We start from the raw sequence: 18,592 nt of genomic DNA, 5'->3' as shown, positions 1-18,592 counted from the left end.
GCCCGATCACTGAAATGCAAAACGGAGCCCGAAGGCTCCGTTTCTGAGGTGTTACGCAGTTCGAATCGGCAGATTAGAACTGGTAAACCAGGCCAACGCCAACCACGTCGTCGGTGCTGATGCCCTTCGCACGGGTAAAGTCGTTGTCGTCCAGCAGGTTGATTTTGTAGTCAACATAGGTGGACATGTTTTTGTTGAAGTAGTAATAGGTACCCACTTCGATGTATTTAACCAGGTCAGCATCGCCGCCAGCGAAGGTTGAACCGTTGCCAGTCGCGCCGCTCAGGTCCTTACCTTTAGACTGCAGGTAAGCGATGGATGGACGCAGACCGAAGTCGAACTGGTACTGAGCAACCACTTCGAAAGCCTGAACTTTGTTAGCAGTCTGGGTGTTGGTGCCACCGTAAGGAGTGGTGTTACGTGATTCACCGTAGAATGCAGCCAGGTATACGTTGTTCGCGTCATATTTCAGACCGAAACCGTAAGCGTCAGCTTTGTCGCCGTTGCCATCAAGAACCTGTGCATCGGTACGGTCAGAAGAGAAGTATGCACCTACAGCGCTGATGCCCATACCGGTGTCATACGCTACAGAAGAACCCCAGCCGTCGCCATTCTGGTTCAGGACGTCACGGCCTTCGTTTTTGCCCTGATACTGCACGGCAAAGCTCAGACCATCAACCAGACCGAAGAAGTTGCTGTTACGGTAGGTAGCCAGACCGTTTGAACGACCAACCATGAAGTTGTCGTTGTCCTGATACAGGGTATCGTCACCGAATACTGGCAGCTGGTCAGTGTAAGACATTGCGTCGTACAGAACACCGTAGTTACGGCCGTAGTCGAAGGAGCCTGCATCACCAAATTTCAGACCGGCAAAGCCCAGACGAGTTTTAGAGCCTTCGGTGCCCTGGTTCTCAGTCACGTTAGCCTGAATGTTGTATTCCCACTGGCCGTAACCGGTCAGCTGGTCGGTAATCTGAGTTTCACCCTTAAAGCCAAAACGAACATAAGATTTGTCGCCGTCATCACCAGCGTTGTCAGAGAACTGATGACGCGCATCAACTTTACCGTAGAGGTCCAGTTTGTTGCCGTCTTTATTATAAATTTCTGCTGCGTTTGCTGCGCCGGCAGCTAACAGAGCAGGGATAACCACTGCAAGAATGTTGCGCTTCATCATTATTTATTACCCTCATTGGAGTTATTTGGACATCTGCCACTGCCGTCAAGAAACCTTTACGGGAACCTTGAAAGAAGTTTGATGTCTCCTGTGTCTGCACGCATCTTTCCATCACGGGGTTGCTAATTCTAGCCCGAAAATGATTCAATTCTCGTAATTGCGTATCAAAAAGCAAAATTGTATTACAATTTGTAAAATATCGGGAACTTTGTGAGAGAACTCAAAATTTACAAAAATAAAAAAAGGCCGGCAGGGCCGACCTCAATATATATATGAATTTCTTATATTTAATCTTAAATCTTAGAAATTCGCGTTACGTGGCGTGCGTGGGAAGGGGATAACGTCTCTTACATTTTGTACGCCGGTGACATAGGCGATCAAACGTTCGAAACCTAAACCGAAGCCGGCATGCGGTACGGTGCCATAGCGACGCAGGTCACGATACCACCAGTAATCTTCCTTATTCAGTCCCATTTCAGCGAGGCGCGCATCCAGCACATCAAGACGCTCTTCACGCTGGGAACCGCCGATGATTTCACCGATGCCCGGTGCCAGCACGTCCATCGCCGCCACGGTTTTGCCGTCGTCGTTCATACGCATGTAGAACGCTTTGATATCTTTCGGGTAGTTTTTCACCACCACCGGCGCTTTAAAGTGTTTCTCCGCCAGATAACGCTCGTGTTCGGAAGAGAGATCGACGCCCCATGACACCGGGTTCTCGAAGCTCTGGCCGCTTTTCAGCAGGATGTCGACGGCGTCGGTATAGTCTACCTGGGCGAAATCCGTGGTGATGAAGCGCTCCAGACGGGCGATGGCTTCTTTATCCACGCGCTCGGCGAAGAACGCCATATCATCAGCACGCTCTTCCAGTACCGCTTTAAACACATACTTCAGCATCGCTTCCGCCAGGGCAGCCGCATCGTCCAGCGTGGCGAACGCCACTTCCGGCTCCAGCATCCAGAATTCCGCTAAATGACGGCTGGTATTCGAGTTCTCGGCACGGAACGTCGGGCCAAAGGTATACACTTTGGACAGCGCACAGGCGTAGGTCTCGGCGTTCAGCTGGCCGGAAACGGTCAGGAAAGCCTCTTTACCAAAGAAGTCTTTATCGAAATCGACTTTGCCCTGCGGGTCGCGCGGCAGGTTCTCCAGATCCAGCGTTGAGACGCGGAACATCTCGCCGGCACCTTCGGTGTCAGAGGCGGTGATCAGCGGCGTGGAGACCCAGAAATAGCCGTTTTCATGGAAGAAGCGATGCAGCGCCTGCGCCAGCGTATGACGTACGCGCGCCACGGCACCGACAATGTTGGTGCGCGGACGCAGGTGCGCCACTTCGCGCAGGTATTCGATGCTGTGACGTTTAGCCGCCATCGGATAGGTATCCGGATCGTCCACCCAGCCGGTGACTTCAACCTGGGTCGCCTGCAGTTCGAATGCCTGACCTTCACCCGGCGACTCCACCACTTTACCGGTGACGATCACCGAACAGCCGGTGGTCAGACGCAGCACTTCATCCTGATAATTATTCAGAGAATTATTGACGACGGCCTGAACGGGATTAAAGCAGGAACCGTCATAAACGGCGATGAAGGAAAGACCGGCTTTGGAATCTCTTCGGGTACGTACCCAACCACGTACGGTGACTTCACTGTCAACCGCGACACGGCCGTGCAGTACATCCGCTACAGGCACTACGCTCATAAAAATCTCTCTATATAAATGAAGATGGAGTGAAATAAGCCCCATTCCGGGGTTTAGCTATGTTACTTGCGAGCCACCAGGAAACAAGCAAAATTGCCGGGGAATAAAGAGATTTTCTGGCGCAGAGCAGGGCGCAGGCACCCTGCTCAGGCCAATTAGCTGGCGCGTTTGACCAGCGGCAGGTCGAAGGCTTTGCGCAGGGCGCGCACGAAGGCTTTATCCTGGCAGATGGTTTTACCGGGACTGTCGGAGAGTTTGGCCACCGGTTTACCGTTGCAGCTCACCAGTTTGATCACGATATTCAAAGGCGTGACGCCGGGAATATCGCAGGTGAGGCGGGTGCCGATGCCAAATACCACGTTCGCGCGCTGACCGAAATGCCGATACAGCGCCAGCGCTTTATCGAGGTTGAGATTGTCGGAGAACACCAGCGTTTTGCTGAGCGGATCGATATTCAGCCGCTGATAATGCGCAATGGCTTTTTCTCCCCATTCCACCGGATCGCCCGAATCATGGCGCAGGCCCTGATAGCGATGGGCAAAACCGGGGCCGAAATCACGCAGGAAGGCGTCCATCGTGATGCAGTCGGTCAGGGCAATGCCGAGCTGGTTATCGTACTCATCCAGCCACGACTGCAATGCCGCGCGCTGGCTGTTGGCCAGTACCGGGCTGATCTGCTGATGCGCCTGGAACCATTCATGTGCCTGGGTTCCGACCGGGTTAAGCTGCAACCGGCGCGCCAGATCGTAGTTACTGGTGCCCAGCAGCCACGGGAATTCGTTTTTCAGCGTGCTGACAATCGCTTCCTGCACCGCGCGCGAATAACGACGGCGTGTGCCAAAGTCCATCAGCTGGAAGCGCGACATATCGAGATCGCCTACCTGCTCACGGAAGTGCACCAGCTTCTGCTGCAGATGCGCCACCGCCTGTTCCGCGCCGCTTTCCGGCGTCCGGTGGCGGTGTACCACTTCGCTGATCAGCGCCAGCAGCGGCACTTCCCACAGAATCACTTCACGCCACGGGCCGCGAATCTGAATGCGCAGATGCCCGTGATCGTCGCGCACCTCAACCTGCGAGGCATCGAAGCGGAACTGGCGCAGCCAGTCGAGATAATCCTGCTGGAAAAACGGTAAGCTGCTGAGGTAACGATATTCGTCATCGCTCAGCGCCAGAGATTGCATGGCAGTAATGTGCGTGCGGATGGCGTCGGCATACTGGCCGAGCTGCTCATCGCTGCGGCAGCGAAATTCTGCCGTTACCGGGACATCGTAATAACGATGATAAACGGCCTGCTGCATGTGAAGCTTATAGGCATCGGTATCAAGCAGCGTGGTCAAAATCGGGGAAGCGTGTCCAGTCATGGTGCGTTTCAGCATCCTCTTCCGCGGAGCAGAGCCCGGTATTCAACAAAGTCATAAAGACGCAGGAGTATAAAACAGTAATCACCGCGATCACACCATAATTGCAGGTGACAGGTCGAGGGTCATTTGTGCCATTGTTAATGAATTGTAGACTTTTGGCGCAACGCACGCATTGTGCGTGGCAACCCGGGCGCAACCCGCTTAGACTCTGAGGGTTGACTATATTAACGATGCGAGAAGGATTTATGACGCAACAGCCGCAAATTAAATATCGCCACGACTACCGGGCGCCGGACTACACCATCACCGATATCGACCTGACGTTTGATCTTGATGCGGCGACCACGCGCGTCACCGCCGTCAGTCAGGTAAAACGCCTTGGCGCGCAGCAGGCTGAACTGCGTCTGGACGGTGAGGCGCTGACGCTGCTGTCGCTGGCGGTAGATGGCAATCCGTGGCCGCACTACCGCGAAGAGCAGGGCGCACTGATCATCAGCCAGCTGCCGGACAACTTTACCCTGACCATCATTAATGAAATCCATCCGGATAAAAACACCGCGCTGGAAGGGCTGTATAAATCCGGCGAGGCGCTCTGCACTCAGTGTGAAGCCGAAGGCTTCCGGCATATCACCTGGTATCTCGATCGCCCGGACGTGCTGGCGCGCTTCACCACCACCCTGATCGCCGACGCGGCTAGCTATCCGTACCTGCTGTCCAACGGCAACAAACTGGAGAGCGGTCAGCACGAGGATGGGCGTCACTGGGTGAAATGGCAGGATCCGTTCCCGAAACCCTGCTACCTGTTTGCGCTGGTCGCCGGCGATTTCGATGTGCTGCGTGACAGCTTTACCACCCGTTCCGGCCGTAACGTGGCGCTGGAAATTTTTGTCGATCGCGGCAACCTGGACCGCGCGGACTGGGCGATGACCTCGCTCAAAGCCAGCATGAAGTGGGACGAAGAGCGTTTCGGCCTCGAATATGACCTCGATATCTTTATGATCGTCGCGGTGGATTTCTTCAACATGGGCGCGATGGAGAATAAAGGCCTCAACGTCTTCAACTCCAAATACGTGCTGGCCAAAGCGGAAACCGCCACCGACAAAGATTATCTCGGCATTGAAGCCGTGATTGGTCACGAATATTTCCACAACTGGACCGGCAACCGCGTGACCTGCCGCGACTGGTTCCAGCTCAGCCTGAAAGAGGGTCTGACGGTCTTCCGCGATCAGGAGTTCAGCTCCGATCTCGGCTCGCGCGCGGTCAACCGTATTGATAATGTGCGCGTGATGCGCGGCGCGCAGTTCGCCGAGGATGCCAGCCCGATGGCCCATCCGATCCGTCCGGATCAGGTGATTGAAATGAACAACTTCTACACCCTGACGGTGTATGAAAAGGGTTCTGAAGTGATTCGCATGCTGCACACGCTGCTGGGTGAAGAGCAGTTCCAGCAGGGGATGCAGCTCTATTTCGAGCGTCACGATGGCAGCGCCGCCACCTGTGATGATTTCGTGCAGGCGATGGAAGATGCCTCCAACGTCGATTTGTCACAATTCCGCCGCTGGTACAGTCAGTCGGGCACGCCGGTGCTGACGGTGCGTGATGACTACAACCCGGAGCTGGAGCAGTACACGCTGCACGTCACGCAGCACACGCCCCCGACCGCCGATCAAAAAGAGAAGCTGCCGCTGCACATTCCGCTGGATATCGAACTGTATGACGGTGAAGGCAAGGTCATTCCGTTGCAGCACAACGGTCATCCGGTTCATCACGTGCTGAACGTTACCGACGAGTTCCAGACCTTCATTTTCGACAACGTCTATTTCCAGCCGGTGCCGTCGCTGCTGCGGGAATTCTCCGCACCGGTGAAGCTCGACTATAAATGGAGCGATGCGCAGCTGACTTTCCTGATGCGCCACGCGCGCAACGACTTCTCGCGCTGGGATGCCGCGCAAAGCCTGCTGGCGACGTATATCCGCCTCAACGTGGCGCGCCACCAGCAGGGCCAGCCGCTGTCGCTGCCGCTGCACGTCGCCGATGCTTTCCGCGCGGTGCTGCTGGATGAGCAGGGCGATCCGGCGCTGATGGCGCTGATCCTGTCGCTGCCGTCAGAGAATGAGATCGCCGAGTTGTTCGAGGTGATCGACCCGCTGGCGATTGCCGCAGTGCGCGCGGCGCTGGTGCGCACGCTGGCGAATGAGCTGAGCGATGAATTCTATGCGGTGTATCTCGCCAACCAGAGCAGCGACTACAAAGTCGAGCATGCCGAGATCGGCAAGCGCGCGCTGAAGAATGTCTGCCTGAGCTATCTGGCGTTTGCGGACGCGGAGCAGGCCAGCAAACTGGTGCAGGCGCAGTACGACAAAGCCAGCAACATGACCGATGCGCTGGCCGCGCTGTCAGCGGCGGTGGCGGCGCAGTTGCCGTGCCGTGATGCGCTGCTGGCGGCGTACGACGAGCGCTGGCATCAGGATGGTCTGGTGATGGATAAGTGGTTTATGTTGCAGGCCACCAGCCCGGCGGCTGACGTGCTGAGCAAGGTACGTAGCTTGCTGACGCATCGCTCGTTCACCATGGGTAACCCGAACCGCATCCGTTCGCTGATTGGCGCGTTTGCCTCGGCCAACCCGGCAGCCTTCCACGCCAAAGATGGCAGCGGCTACCAGTTCCTGGTGGAGATGCTGACCGATCTCAACCGCCGCAACCCGCAGGTGGCAGCGCGCATGATTGAGCCGCTGATTCGTCTGAAGCGTTATGATGCCGACCGTCAGGCGCTGATGCGTCAGGCGCTGGAGACGCTGAAAGGGCTGGAGAATCTGTCCGGCGATCTGTACGAGAAGATCACCAAAGCGCTGAACGCGTAAGAAAACAATGCGCAATAAATTGCGCCGCTACAAAGAGTTGCAATCCTCTGTAGCGGCGCGATTTATCGCGCGTCCTGAATTAACGCTGCTGCGCGAACTGCAGGGGCTGCTCTGAGGTTCCCCGCTTCATCACCCGATCCAGCACCTCGGCCTCCAGCTCGGCAAGGCGCGCCGATCCTTTGCGGCGCGGACGCGGTAAATCTACCGCCAAATCCAGCCCGATCTGACCCTCTTCAATCAGCAATACGCGATCGGCCATCGCCACCGCTTCGCTGACATCGTGCGTCACCAGCAACACGGTAAAATTATGCTGCTGCCAGAGCGACTCAATCAGGCCCTGCATTTCAATGCGCGTCAGCGCATCAAGTGCGCCGAGTGGTTCATCGAGCAGCAGCAGGCCGGGACGATGAATCAGCGCCCGCGCCAGTGCCACCCGCTGTTTCTGTCCGCCGGAAAGCGCTGCCGGCCACTCATGTGCACGATCGGCCAGACCTACCGCCGCCAGCGCTTCCAGCGCGGCGCTGCGCCACTCGCGGCCTTTCAGACCGAGGCCAACGTTATCAATCACTTTCTTCCACGGCAGCAGACGCGCATCCTGAAACATCAGGCGGGTATCTTCGCGCGCCTCGGCCAGCGGCGCGTTGCCCGCCAGCAGTTCACCGTGCGTGGTGGATTCCAGCCCGGCCAGCAGGCGCAGCAGGGTACTTTTACCGCAGCCGCTGCGGCCGACCACCGCGACAAACTGGCCGGCCGGAATATGTAAATCGATATGATTCAGGATGGTGCGATTGCCATACTGCTTGGTGACGCCATTGACGCCCACCGGGGTACCGCGGTTCAGGCGCGCCGGGCTTAGCGTTGCGTTGCTCATGCGTTCTCCTCCTTCAATTGGTAAGCCGGATGCCAGCGCAGCCAGACACGCTCCAGCAGCTGTGCCGTTACGTCGGCCAGTTTGCCCAGCAGGGCATAGAGAATGATGGCGACCACCACCACATCGGTTTGCAGAAACTCACGGGCGTTCATTGCCAGATAGCCAATACCGGAGTTGGCCGAGATGGTTTCGGCCACGATCAGCGTCAGCCACATCAGACCGAGGGCAAAGCGCACGCCAACCATGATTGACGGCAGCGCGCCCGGCAAAATCACCTGAATAAACAGGCTCCAGCCGGAGAGACCATAGCTGCGCGCCATCTCCACCAGGCCGCGGTCAATATTCCGTATGCCGTGATAGGTATTGAGGTAGATAGGGAACAGCGTGCCGAGCGCCACAAGAAAAATTTTGGCTGACTCGTCGATGCCAAACCACAGAATCACCAGCGGGATTAGCGCCAGGTGCGGCACGTTACGCAGCATCTGCACCGAGGTATCCAGCAACCGTTCGCCGGTGCGCGACGTGCCGGTAATCAGCCCGAGAATCAGACCAATCGAACCACCAATGGCAAAGCCGATTGCCGCTCGCCAGCCGCTGATGGCGAGGTGTTGCCACAACTCACCGCTGGCCGCGAGATGCCAGAAGGTGATGACAATATTCTCTGGCGAGGGCAGGATGCGCGTCGACAGCCAGCCAGCCTGTGAGGCAATCTGCCACACCACCACCAGCAGCACCGGCAGCGCCCACGGCAGCAGGGCATTGCTCAGCTGTTTCTTGACCTTTGCCATACGAAACTCCTTAACTCTGCGCGACTTTTTGCGGGGTGAAATCATTGGCGACCGCTTCACCGTGCGCCTGCACCACGCGGGGTTGCGGGATTTCCGGCACGGCCAGGTCGAGATGCGGGAACAGCAGCTCGCCCACGCGATAGGCCTCTTCCAGATGCGGATAGCCAGACAGAATAAAGGTCTCGATGCCGAGATCCTGATACTCCTGCATACGCGCCGCGACCGTCGGACCGTCGCCCACCAGTGCAGTCCCGGCACCGCCACGTACCAGGCCGACGCCGGCCCACAGGTTCGGGCTGATCTCCAGCCGATCGCGGCGTCCGCCGTGCAGCGCGGCCATGCGCTGCTGACCGACTGAATCGGTGCGGGCAAACGCCGCCTGCGCTTTAGCAATGGTGGTATCGTCAAGATGGGCGATGAGCCGGTCTGCCGCCTGCCATGCTTCTTCATTGGTTTCACGCACAATCACGTGCAGACGAATGCCGAAGCGCACCGTGCGCCCCTGCGCCGCCGCTTTGGCGCGCACCTGTTCAATCTTCTCTTTGACCAGCGCGGGGGGTTCGCCCCAGGTCAGATAGACATCCACCTGCTCCGCGGCCAGATCCTGCGCGGCATCCGATGAGCCGCCAAACCACAGCGGCGGACGCGGCTGCTGCACCGCCTTAAACATCAGCCGTGCACCGCGCACTTTGACATACTTGCCTTCGTAATCAACCGTTTCACCCTCGCTGACCCGGCGCCAGACGCGGGTGAACTCCGCGGATTCGGCATAACGCTCGCGGTGCTCGAGGAAAACGCCGTCGCCCGCCAGCTCTTCCGGATCGCCGCCGGTGACGAGGTTAAACAGCGCGCGCCCGTTGGAGAGACGATCGAGTGTGGCGGCCTGCCGTGCGGCCTGCGTCGGGGAAATCACCCCCGGGCGCAGCGCCACCAGAAAACGCAGGCGCTGCGTCACCGGAATCAGGGATGCGGCCACCAGCCACGCATCTTCACACGATCGGCCGGTGGGGATCAGCACGCCACCAAAACCGAGGCGATCGGCGGCCTGCGCCACCTGTTGCAGATAACCGTGGTCCACCGGGCGCGCGCCTTCGGCGGTACCGAGATAGTGGCCGTCGCCGTGGGTGGGAAGAAACCAGAATACGGATACGCTCATGATAAATTTCCTTATGGCCGGGCCGGCTGTGGCTGCCAGATGCGATCGGCAATGGTGACTTTGACCGGCATTAAATGGTTGGCATAAAACAGATCGGCAGTTTGCTGTTGGGCCTGCGCCGTGTGGGCGCTGACCGGCGTAATGGTGGTCGGGGGACGATGGTCAAGGTAGCTGGCGATCACCGGCTTCGGCAGGCCCATCGCCTGTGCCAGCAGATCGATACTTTGCTGGCGCTGGCTGCGCGTCAGCGCGTCGGCTTCGCTAAAGGTGTGCAGCACCTGCTGCACGAAGTCACCGTGCTCGGTAGCAAAGCTGCGCGTGGCGAGGTAGAACGAACCGGTCTGGTTCAGCTTACTGCCGTCCACCAGCACACGGACGTTGCCCTGCAGCAGCGCAGCGGAATAGTAGGGATCCCAGATCGCCCAGGCGTCAACATCACCCTGCTGAAACGCGGCGCGCGCATCGGCTGGCGTCAGATAAGTCGGCTGAATATCGTTAAAGCTCAGCCCGGCCTGTTCCAGCGCGCGCAGCAGCAGATTGTGCGAACTGGAGCCTTTCTGGAACGCCACTTTATGGCCTTTCAGTTGCGCCACGCTGTGGATGGGACTGTCCTTCGGCACCAGAATCACCTCGGCCTGCGGCTTCGGTGGCTCCGAGCCGACATACAGCAAATCCGCCCCGGCGGCCTGAGCAAACAGCGGCGGGATATCACCGGTGCTGCCCAGGTCAATGCTGCCCACGTTCAGCGCCTCAAGCATTTGCGGACCGGCCGGAAACTCGATCCACTGAATGTTGGTGGCCGGGAAGCGCTGCTCCAGCAGCCGATGCGATTTGGCCAGCACCATGCTGACCGATCCTTTCTGATAGCCGATACGGAATTGTGCCGGCGCTTCGGCAGCCTGAGCCGCGAGGGTCAGGGCAAACAGCGCGGTAACGGTTGGCAGCAGCCAGCGGGTTAACATCCTTTTCATCGCGGTTCCTTTATACAGCCTGAGCATAGGGTTGATGACGACGGTGCAGCGCCTGCCAGAAGGTTTCCAGCGCCTCATCAATGCGCTCGCTCAGCAGCGCATCCAGCTCAGGCTGGCGGTCGTAATGGGTGATTTGCGTATCGTTGGCGAACACGCCGTGCAGAACTTCCTGCGCTTTCAGCGCGTTCAGCACCGGTTTCAGCGCGTAGTCAACGGCCAGCATGTGCGCCACGCTGCCGCCGCTGGCCAGCGGCAGCACCACTTTATGTTCCAGCGCGCGCTCTGGCAGCAGGTCGAGCAGGGTTTTCAGCGCACCAGAGAAAGAGGCTTTATAAATCGGCGTGGCGACGATCAGCCCCTCCGCGAGCGCTAAATCCGCTTTCAGCGCGGTCAGTGCCGGTGAGTCAAAGCGCGCATATAGCAAATCTTCCGGCTGAAAGTTGTGAATGTTCCACGGAATCACCTCAACGCCACGCGCTTCCAGCGCCCGATGACACACACTCAGCAGCGCCGTAGAACGTGAAGGAAAACGCGGACTCCCCGCCAGCGTAATAACCCGCATGGTCACTCCTTATAACTGAAAGTTATTGATTAGCAATTATTGAGAACTGATGCGTTCAATCCTGACAGAGCAGGCGGCGAGGCGTAAATGATTTATCCGGCAATGGATAGCCGTCAGGCGGGAATAGCCCGCGCTTATAAAGGAAGGGAAAAGCGCCTCTAAGGTTAATCTGAATTGCACCCGCAGATTGCCGGGTTTTCATTAGCGACTTCCGTCACGGGCAAGGTGAGAATGATTAAAAGCGCTGTTGCCTGGTTAAATCAGAGGTGTAACCGTCGACACATATCGCCGGGCGCGCCATTGTCATCAGGCTTAAGAAGAAATAGATGAGGTAATTTAAGCTGTAGCGAAGAAATGGCGGCTTAAGTTAAAAATTATCACCAGGATTTTTCTCACCTGCTGTTTTCACTGCTCCATTTTAAGCTGGCCTTAAATTGAAGAAGAAGTGTGTCAAAACGTAGCGTTTTATTAAAATTGAGCCATGTCTCAACGTTTCCTGTTACGAGTATTGCTAATTTCCTCTGCGCTTAAGTGGGGCTTTCTTTAGTGACGCTTAACAATAAAAGGCAAATAAACAGCCAGTCTGGCAAGGGCCAATAGTCATGCCGTCGGCGGGCTGTTTATAATTGATTGAGTTTTCTTACGCTAAAAAAAAGTCACTGCCTTATTTGCGCCTTAATTGGGCGGATTTTTGTCTGGCCATTATTCAGTATTATTTTTAGGGAGAGGAATATGGGAAGGTCTGCTCTGTTAGTGCACCCGGCTGAGCCGGTTGCCGCTCAGCCCGCGCGCGTCGCGGCTGATAACGTTAATCCGCTGTTGTGCTATCTGCTGCAGCCGGATGCCGCGCACAGCCAGTTTACCGCTGTGCCGCAGCCAGCGGCGGAGAGCGTCAGCGACGACGCGTTCTTACTGTTTGCCGCCGACGGCTTTGCGCCCTCTGCTGCACTGTTGCAGGAAGTGGCAACGCTCAGCCATCAGCGCCCGGAGCTCAACTGCATGCTGGTTTCACTGGCACCACGCGCACTGAGCAGCGGCCTGCAGTCGTCGCTGCAGCTGTTCCAGCAGCTGCAGGCGCAGCGCCTGTGGCAGCAGAATAACTATGCGGTCATCCTGCGCGCCGCGCTGGTGAAAAATGCCGCTCCGCTGGTACGCATTCAGGATGTGATGCTGGCCGGCCTGTTAAATACGCAAACGGTATGGCTGCTGGATGCTCGCGCTGAGCATGAGGTCACCACGGTTAATCCGCCACCCAGCTATCAGCAATTTATGACGGAGTATGAAAAGGTCACCCGTTTGTCACACTTTATTCCGGAGCGAAACCGTTATCGCCAGAGTTATTTACGCAGCGGGTTATTACAGCTGGTACAGCAGGAATTAAACGCTGAAACGCAGTTCTCTAATAATGTGCGGCACGCGGTGCGCTACTTTGCCGATCAGTTTTCACCGCAGAGCACAATGGAAAAACTGTTACTGAAACATCCCGACCTCTATTTCTCACTGATGAAAATGAGAAAAAGCCGCTGAGATAGCGCCAGCGTTAATTTTAAGAATTACTCCCGTGGGCGCTGAGGTATTTTTGTGTCACGCTGTTAACACTGAGAAAAATACCCAGACGCCAGAGTTTTTATGTCTATCAAACGTAACGCGATTGCCAACTATGTTGGCCAGATCTATCTGACGCTGTCAGGTATTTTAGTAGTTCCCCTGTATATTCAGCATTTAGGTATGGAAGCTTACGGTCTCGTGGGCTTCTTTTCTATATTGCTGACCTGGCTGCAGCTGCTCGACGCGGGCGTTTCAACCACGCTGATGCGCGAGGCGGCACGCTACCGGGCGAATCAGGCAGAATTTGTCTGGTTTCCGGCGCTGTTTGCCACCCTGACCCGCTTCTTCCTGTTCTCCACCCTGGTGCTGGTGGTGCTCGGCTGGCTGGCGACGCCATGGATTGCCACGCACTGGCTGGATGCGCAGCACTTACCCGCCAGCGATGTGGTGGTGGCCGTGGCGATCATGGTGATCACCGCCGCGATTCGCTGGCGTACCAGCCCGTATCGCAGCGTGATTGTCGGTTTTGAGCATCAGGTCTGGCTCAACGGCGTGAACCTGATCATTACCACGCTGCGTACTTTTGGCGCGGTACTGGTGATCCAGCTGTTCCCGAATCCGCTGCTGACCTTCTTTATCTGGCAATTGCTGGTGTCGATTGCCGAAGCCGCCTGCTGTATCTGGAAATCCTGTCAGCTGGTGCCCCGCGCAGCGCGCAAAGAGAAGCGCGACGATCTGAAAGGCGTGCTCAAACCCTTTATCCGCTTTGCGCTGAGCGCTGCTTTCTCCAGCGCCGTGTGGACCTTTATTTCGCAGATTGACCGGCTGGTGCTGTCAAAAACCCTGCCGCTGAGCGAGTACGGCTCGTTCACCGTGGTCGCCACGGCTGCGACCGGGATCCTGCTGCTGAGCAGTCCGATTATGCAGGCAATTGTGCCGCGCATGACCGGCATGAAAACCCGTCAGCAGGGCGATGCCGAATCGCTGAAGCTCTATCGCTATACCACCCAGGCGGTGGCAATTTTTATGGCCCCGCTCAGCATCACCATTGCCTGCTATGCCGGACCGCTGCTGTGGGCGTGGACGCAGAAACCGCAAATTGTCGAAGAGATGGCGTTCGTGCTTAGCCTGTATGCGCTCGGCAGCGGCATCCAGGCGATCTGCGGCCTGCTGTATCACCTGCAATACGTCAACGGCAATTTGAAACTGCACATGCAGGGATTCACCTGTTTTGCCGTCGTGCTGGTGCCGCTCAACATCTGGTGTGCCGTCCATTACGGGGCGCTGGGCACCGGCTGGCTGTGGCTGGGGCAGAACATCTTCTATTTAGTTGGCTGGGCGTGGCTGGTGCATCGCCGCTTTGCGCCGGGCATCCATTTCAGCTGGCTGACGCGCGACGTAGCGCTGATTTGGGCGTTGTCGGCGCTGATTGCCTGGCTCAGCACGCTGCTGCCCATCGAGTGGAACCAGAATCGCTGGATCAACCTGCTGTGGCTGGGGTTGATCGGGGCCTTTAACCTTGGCGTGTGCTGTCTGTTACACAGCCTGGTGCTAAAACGCCTGCGCGCGCCGCTTGTTAACGCAGAGGAAAGAGGATGAGCATGACATCACGCCGCACGCCGACGGTTTCGGTAATTATCCCTAACTGGAACTGCGCGCCCTGGCTGCCGGAAACCCTGGGGTCGCTGCTTCGCCAGTCATCGCCGCCGGAAGAGATCATCATTATTGATGATGGCTCAAGCGATGACAGCGTGGCCTGGCTGACGGCGTTTGCTGCGCAGCATCCGCAGGTGACGCTGCTGAGTGGCGGACGCGGCGGCGTCAGTGCCGCGCGCATGAAGGGGCTGGCCGCAGCCAGCGGCGATTTCGTCTATTTTATGGATGCCGACGACTTCGTCTCGACTGAACTGTTCGCCGATTTCCGCCGCGTGCAGGCCCGTCACCCGGAGATTGATCTGTTCTGCTTTGGCGCGAAGATGTTTTTCGACCTGCCAGCACCGCAGCGCCATTATCAGACCATCCATCAGCGCCACGTCAGCGGCCTGCTGCCGGGCGGTAGCGCCACGCTGCGCACGCTGATTCAGCATCACTCGGCGCATCGGGTGATCTGGAGCAGCATCATCTCGCGTCACCTGATTGACCAGCTCGATCTGCAGTTTCTGCCGATCCAGAACCATGAAGACGCGCCCTTTATGTTTGCCCTTTATCTGCAGGCGCGCGCGCTGTACTGCACCAGCCAGAGCTACTACTACAAACGCTTTATGCTGAGTTCACTCTCGCAGAGCACGCGCGACTTCTCATGGGTGAAAAATTACTTTATCGCCCGCGCTGGCAGTGAGCAGTTCCTGCAGCAGCAGCAACTGCCGCACGATGAGGCGCTGCTGGACGATTATTACCAGACGGTGATGCACGGCTGCCTGACGCAAATCCGCAAAAATCACATGACGGTGCCCGCCGAGTGGCAGCCGCAGGTGAATCAGCTGGTGCGTAAAGTGTTACAGCACAACGCGCGACTGAAACTGCTGTGGTATTGCCCGGCGATTTACAGCGGCTTACAGGCCTGCCGCGATCGTCTGGAACGCTATTCCGCCCGACGCTGATACCGATCAAATTGTTGCATCCCAGAGTAATTTACTTTTGCGCCAGAGCACCTTACCATTCTGGCGCACAAATTCCCGTGCACCCGACTTTCACGAAGCTTCCGCCATTCAGGAGAGTGCATGCTATATCCTATCGTCCGGCCGGCGCTGTTTAAGCTCGATCCAGAGCGCGCGCACGAACTCACCTTTCAACAGTTACGCTTCATCAGCGGCACGCCGCTGGAAGGGCTGATTCGTCAGTCGCTGCCGTCACGCCCGGTGACCTGTATGGGGCTGACCTTTCCGAACGCGCTGGGTCTGGCTGCGGGGCTGGATAAGAACGCGGAGTGCATTGATGCCTTTGGCGCCATGGGCTTTGGCTTTGTCGAGGTGGGCACGGTGACGCCACGCGCACAGCCGGGCAATGACAAACCCCGCATGTTCCGGCTGGTGCCGGCGGAAGGTATCATCAACCGCATGGGGTTTAATAATCTCGGCGTTGATCACCTGGTAGAGAATGTGAAAAAGGCGCGCTTTAAAGGCGTGCTCGGCATCAATATTGGTAAAAATAAAGACACGCCGGTAGAACAGGGCAAAGACGATTATCTGACCTGCATGGAAAAGGTGTATGCGCACGCCGGTTATATTGCCATCAATATTTCCTCACCGAATACCCCCGGATTACGTTCGCTGCAATATGGCGAAGCGCTGGACGATCTGCTGTCGGCGATTAAATTAAAACAGCGGGCGCTGCAGGAAAGCCATCTGAAATATGTGCCGGTGGCGGTGAAGATCGCGCCGGATCTTTCTGAAGAAGAATTGATCCAGGTTGCTGACAGTTTAGTGCGTCACGAAATAGATGGCGTGATCGCCACCAATACCACGCTCGATCGTTCGCTGGTGAGCGGGCTGAAATATGCCGACGAAGCGGGGGGATTAAGTGGTCGTCCGGTACAGTCGCGCAGCACCGAAGTGATTCGCCGTCTGGCGCAGGAGCTGCAGGGACGTCTGCCCATTATTGGCGTCGGCGGCATTGATTCGCTGGTCGCGGCACGGGAAAAAATGGCGGCTGGCGCAACGCTGGTGCAGATATACTCAGGCTTTATTTATAAAGGTCCGGGTTTAATTAAAGATATCGTGACCCATCTCTAAGACATTTCTCACTTTCCCAGGCCGGGGGGTTTATTTCTCCCTCCGGCTCGTTTATATTTTGTCCTGTTCGTACAATTTTCAGCTTTTTCCTTAAAGCAATATTTTAAATTTCAGCGCCGTTTAGCGCAGCGTAAATCCACAGGGCACCCCATGAAAATCAAACCCGATGACAACTGGCGTTGGTATTTTGACGCAGAGCATGACCGGATGATGCTGGATCTGGCCGATGGAATGTTATTTCGCTCGCGCTTCTCGCGCAAAATGCTGACGCCCGATGCCTTTAATGACAGCGGTTTTTGCGTTGATGACGCTGCGCTTTATTTTACTTTTGAAGAGCGCTGTCGCCAGAGCGGTTTAAAAAGCGATCAGCGCGCCGAGCTGGTGCTGAATGCGCTGGTGGCCAGCCGTTTCCTTAAGCCGCTGATGCCGAAAAGCTGGCACTTCACCAGCCATGCGCACAGCTGGCAGCCCGTCGCGGGCGATATGGTGGCGGTAACGCTGGCCGACAGCGGCGAACAGGCACAGCTGCTGGTGGTCGAGAGCGGCGAGAATGCCGCGCTCTGTCTGCTGGCGCAGAGTGCGCTGACGGTGGCGGGCAAAGGGATGCAGCTCGGTGATGCCATCAAGATCATGAACGATCGCCTGCAGCCACAGTTGCAGGAGAGCAGCGCGCCCTTCGCCCGCGCGGTGTAGCACTTACGCCAGTTCGATATCTCCGTTCGGAATACAGCTGCAGCTGAGAATGGTGCCGTCGCCGCGCACCGCGCTCTGCTTCAGCGCCTTCACGTCACCCGACACCAGCGTCATTTTGCAGCTGCCGCAGATTCCGGCCCGACACGAGTAGGGAATGCGAAAGCCCTGCATCTCCAGCTGTTCCAGTAATACCTGCTGATTATCGCCGGCAAACTGCTGACCCTGATAGCCAATGGTCACGGCGGCCGGCGCGCTGCTGGCGGCCTGCAGCGTTTCCACCACCTCACCGGCACCGTAAGCGCGCGGCGTTTGCCGTTCCAGCACTTCAACCTTATCGCCGACGCGCACGATACCGCTGTTAAGCGCAATAAGATTCAGGCCGAAATCGATATCACCGCTGCCGTCCTGCGCGCTGCGAAAACGCTGCAGCGTGGCGAGCGGTTCGCCCTGCGGGTGCTTGCGACCGCTTTCGGTGCCGATGGTGGTAAACACGCAGCGGCTGCACGGCTTCGGCATCTCGAAGGTGATCTCGCCGATCTTAATACGTTTCCAGCTGTCCTCGTCCCAGGCGCTGGCGCCGCTGACGATCAGATTGGGGCGGAACTGTTCCAGCCGCACGCTGGCCGGACAGCGCTGCTGCAGATCCTGCAGCGACGCCATGTTGACCAGCAGGTAAGGGAAGCCGTCAGCGAACCCCAGCGGGACCTGGTCGAAGCGTTTTACCCGGCGAGACGGCTCAGCGCCAACCCAGCGTAGCTGCACCGGGCGCGGGAAAAAGCCGCTCAGCCACTGGTTAATGGTGTCAGGCGCAATACGGGCGGTGAACTGGTTGCCCCACACTTCGGTCGGTGCCGGCTGGGTGCTGAAATCGCTGAAGCGGATCAGCGCCTGGCTGCCGTCCGGCGCGGTGATGAATAGCCCGTCGGGCAGCAGGGCGGGCGTGAAACGCACCATCTCCGGAAACTGGCGGGCGGTAATAAAGGTCCCGTCCGCTTCGGTCACCATAAAGATGCGATCGAAGGCCAGACCGCTTTCCAGCACCTGCGCGTGTGACAGCTGCAAACCACGCATCGATTTAACCGGGTGAATATACAGGCGAGACAGGGTAATCATCACAACTCCGTACAGACAAAAAGAAGCTAACTTTATGACATAGGACGCTGATTCGCTATAAT

15 protein-coding genes are annotated in these 18,592 nt (G+C 57.4%); 6 read left to right on the top strand and 9 right to left on the bottom strand.

Annotation, left to right across the window (positions count from 1 at the left end; genetic code table 11):
• Positions 1 to 73: 73 nt before the first annotated feature.
• From ompC to pncB, 3 genes are all read right to left on the bottom strand, one after another.
• Positions 74 to 1,174 (bottom strand): porin OmpC, encoded by a 1,101-nt coding sequence (ompC, locus tag K7H94_RS11975; protein WP_274526761.1) that lies wholly within the window; start codon positions 1,172 to 1,174, stop codon positions 74 to 76.
• A 300-nt stretch (positions 1,175 to 1,474) separates the two neighbouring features.
• On the bottom strand, positions 1,475 to 2,875 hold the full coding sequence (asnS, locus tag K7H94_RS11970) for an asparagine--tRNA ligase (RefSeq protein ID WP_031279853.1): 1,401 nt from the start codon (positions 2,873 to 2,875) through the stop codon (positions 1,475 to 1,477).
• Between the two features lie 155 nt (positions 2,876 to 3,030).
• Positions 3,031 to 4,236, bottom strand: a complete 1,206-nt coding sequence (pncB, locus tag K7H94_RS11965; protein ID WP_058780857.1) for a nicotinate phosphoribosyltransferase — start codon at positions 4,234 to 4,236, stop codon at positions 3,031 to 3,033.
• 245 nt (positions 4,237 to 4,481) lie between these two features.
• Between pncB and pepN the strand changes: the two genes are divergently transcribed.
• Positions 4,482 to 7,097, top strand: a complete 2,616-nt coding sequence (gene pepN / locus K7H94_RS11960) for an aminopeptidase N (RefSeq protein WP_222951097.1) — start codon at positions 4,482 to 4,484, stop codon at positions 7,095 to 7,097.
• A 79-nt stretch (positions 7,098 to 7,176) separates the two neighbouring features.
• On the opposite strand, the gene ssuB is transcribed toward pepN, so the two are convergent.
• From ssuB to ssuE, 5 genes are read right to left on the bottom strand one after another with little or no spacing between them, the layout of a single operon-like run.
• Positions 7,177 to 7,968 carry an aliphatic sulfonates ABC transporter ATP-binding protein gene (ssuB, locus tag K7H94_RS11955; protein WP_021508325.1) on the bottom strand — a complete coding sequence of 264 codons (792 nt, stop codon included), beginning with the start codon at positions 7,966 to 7,968 and terminating at the stop codon, positions 7,177 to 7,179.
• Positions 7,965 to 8,756 (bottom strand): aliphatic sulfonate ABC transporter permease SsuC, encoded by a 792-nt coding sequence (gene ssuC / locus K7H94_RS11950; protein WP_021508324.1) that lies wholly within the window; start codon positions 8,754 to 8,756, stop codon positions 7,965 to 7,967. Before ssuC ends, ssuB begins: the two co-directional genes overlap by 4 nt.
• Before the next feature lie 10 nt (positions 8,757 to 8,766).
• Positions 8,767 to 9,912 carry an FMNH2-dependent alkanesulfonate monooxygenase gene (gene ssuD, locus K7H94_RS11945; protein ID WP_222951096.1) on the bottom strand — a complete coding sequence of 382 codons (1,146 nt, stop codon included), beginning with the start codon at positions 9,910 to 9,912 and terminating at the stop codon, positions 8,767 to 8,769.
• 11 nt (positions 9,913 to 9,923) lie between these two features.
• On the bottom strand, positions 9,924 to 10,883 hold the full coding sequence (locus K7H94_RS11940; RefSeq protein ID WP_072209001.1) for a sulfonate ABC transporter substrate-binding protein: 960 nt from the start codon (positions 10,881 to 10,883) through the stop codon (positions 9,924 to 9,926).
• A 10-nt stretch (positions 10,884 to 10,893) separates the two neighbouring features.
• Positions 10,894 to 11,445: an NADPH-dependent FMN reductase gene (gene ssuE, locus K7H94_RS11935; RefSeq protein ID WP_222951095.1), complete on the bottom strand. Its 552-nt coding sequence runs from the start codon at positions 11,443 to 11,445 to the stop codon at positions 10,894 to 10,896.
• A gap of 732 nt (positions 11,446 to 12,177) precedes the next feature.
• Between ssuE and K7H94_RS11930 the strand changes: the two genes are divergently transcribed.
• The 5 genes from K7H94_RS11930 (at position 12,178) to K7H94_RS11910 (ending at position 17,417) form a co-directional block, all read left to right on the top strand.
• On the top strand, positions 12,178 to 12,972 hold the full coding sequence (locus K7H94_RS11930; RefSeq protein WP_058759734.1) for a hypothetical protein: 795 nt from the start codon (positions 12,178 to 12,180) through the stop codon (positions 12,970 to 12,972).
• Between the two features lie 102 nt (positions 12,973 to 13,074).
• Positions 13,075 to 14,592, top strand: a complete 1,518-nt coding sequence (locus tag K7H94_RS11925; protein ID WP_222951094.1) for a lipopolysaccharide biosynthesis protein — start codon at positions 13,075 to 13,077, stop codon at positions 14,590 to 14,592.
• The gene (locus tag K7H94_RS11920) at positions 14,589 to 15,593 is read left to right on the top strand and encodes a glycosyltransferase family 2 protein (RefSeq protein ID WP_222951093.1); all 1,005 of its coding nucleotides are present in this window, start codon (positions 14,589 to 14,591) and stop codon (positions 15,591 to 15,593) included. Before K7H94_RS11925 ends, K7H94_RS11920 begins: the two co-directional genes overlap by 4 nt.
• Positions 15,594 to 15,713: 120 nt before the next feature.
• Positions 15,714 to 16,724 (top strand): quinone-dependent dihydroorotate dehydrogenase, encoded by a 1,011-nt coding sequence (gene pyrD, locus K7H94_RS11915; RefSeq protein WP_222951092.1) that lies wholly within the window; start codon positions 15,714 to 15,716, stop codon positions 16,722 to 16,724.
• A gap of 150 nt (positions 16,725 to 16,874) precedes the next feature.
• Positions 16,875 to 17,417, top strand: coding sequence for a cell division protein ZapC (locus K7H94_RS11910; RefSeq protein ID WP_058759732.1), 543 nt, complete (start codon positions 16,875 to 16,877; stop codon positions 17,415 to 17,417).
• Positions 17,418 to 17,420: 3 nt separating this feature from the next.
• Here the strand turns inward: K7H94_RS11910 and K7H94_RS11905 are convergent, their stop codons facing one another.
• Positions 17,421 to 18,530 carry a YcbX family protein gene (locus K7H94_RS11905; protein WP_222951091.1) on the bottom strand — a complete coding sequence of 370 codons (1,110 nt, stop codon included), beginning with the start codon at positions 18,528 to 18,530 and terminating at the stop codon, positions 17,421 to 17,423.
• Positions 18,531 to 18,592 lie beyond the last annotated feature (62 nt).

The sequence above is a fragment of the Pantoea dispersa genome, assembly GCF_019890955.1.
Lineage (GTDB): Bacteria > Pseudomonadota > Gammaproteobacteria > Enterobacterales > Enterobacteriaceae > Pantoea > Pantoea dispersa.
Note: the sequence above shows the minus strand (reverse complement) of the source record. Positions and strands in the feature narration are given on the sequence as shown.

Coding starts and splice junctions, on each gene's coding strand:
- ompC (WP_274526761.1), bottom strand. CDS start 1,174: ATGATGAAGCGCAACATTCTTGCAGTGGTTATCCCTGCTCTGTTAGCT.
- asnS (WP_031279853.1), bottom strand. CDS start 2,875: ATGAGCGTAGTGCCTGTAGCGGATGTACTGCACGGCCGTGTCGCGGTT.
- pncB (WP_058780857.1), bottom strand. CDS start 4,236: ATGACTGGACACGCTTCCCCGATTTTGACCACGCTGCTTGATACCGAT.
- pepN (WP_222951097.1), top strand. CDS start 4,482: ATGACGCAACAGCCGCAAATTAAATATCGCCACGACTACCGGGCGCCG.
- ssuB (WP_021508325.1), bottom strand. CDS start 7,968: ATGAGCAACGCAACGCTAAGCCCGGCGCGCCTGAACCGCGGTACCCCG.
- ssuC (WP_021508324.1), bottom strand. CDS start 8,756: ATGGCAAAGGTCAAGAAACAGCTGAGCAATGCCCTGCTGCCGTGGGCG.
- ssuD (WP_222951096.1), bottom strand. CDS start 9,912: ATGAGCGTATCCGTATTCTGGTTTCTTCCCACCCACGGCGACGGCCAC.
- K7H94_RS11940 (WP_072209001.1), bottom strand. CDS start 10,883: ATGAAAAGGATGTTAACCCGCTGGCTGCTGCCAACCGTTACCGCGCTG.
- ssuE (WP_222951095.1), bottom strand. CDS start 11,445: ATGCGGGTTATTACGCTGGCGGGGAGTCCGCGTTTTCCTTCACGTTCT.
- K7H94_RS11930 (WP_058759734.1), top strand. CDS start 12,178: ATGGGAAGGTCTGCTCTGTTAGTGCACCCGGCTGAGCCGGTTGCCGCT.
- K7H94_RS11925 (WP_222951094.1), top strand. CDS start 13,075: ATGTCTATCAAACGTAACGCGATTGCCAACTATGTTGGCCAGATCTAT.
- K7H94_RS11920 (WP_222951093.1), top strand. CDS start 14,589: ATGAGCATGACATCACGCCGCACGCCGACGGTTTCGGTAATTATCCCT.
- pyrD (WP_222951092.1), top strand. CDS start 15,714: ATGCTATATCCTATCGTCCGGCCGGCGCTGTTTAAGCTCGATCCAGAG.
- K7H94_RS11910 (WP_058759732.1), top strand. CDS start 16,875: ATGAAAATCAAACCCGATGACAACTGGCGTTGGTATTTTGACGCAGAG.
- K7H94_RS11905 (WP_222951091.1), bottom strand. CDS start 18,530: ATGATTACCCTGTCTCGCCTGTATATTCACCCGGTTAAATCGATGCGT.